Annotated in this window: 1 protein-coding gene; it reads left to right on the top strand. The window is 45.7% G+C overall.

Annotation, left to right across the window (positions count from 1 at the left end):
* Positions 1 to 315: MFS transporter (locus tag P0G09_RS17265; RefSeq protein ID WP_275253287.1), on the top strand; the 315-nt coding region annotated here is incomplete at both ends.

The following is a 315-nucleotide window of genomic DNA, read 5'->3' as shown; positions in this document are numbered from 1 at the left end:
AACTTTTATTTCGGAAATCGGAACAGGTATGACCTCTTTTGCACTAGGAATTTACATCTACCAGCTGACTGGTCAAGCTGCTTCTTCTGCTCTAGTTACCCTTTGTGCTTTTTTACCTGGCCTCTTAATGACTCCCTTGGCAGGGATTCTAGCCGATCGTTATGACCGCCGTATTCTAATGGCTCTGGGTGATGGCTTATCAGGTCTGGGAGTCCTCTGGATTTACTTTAGCTTACAGACTAGCCAACCCTCCCTACTAAACATTTGTCTTGGTGCTGCAATCAGTTCTGTATTCTCCGCTTTAGTGAACCCAGC

The organism is Faecalibacterium sp. DFI.5.82, assembly GCF_029076575.1.
GTDB lineage: Bacteria > Bacillota > Clostridia > Oscillospirales > Ruminococcaceae > Faecalibacterium > Faecalibacterium duncaniae.
Note: the sequence above shows the minus strand (reverse complement) of the source record. Positions and strands in the feature narration are given on the sequence as shown.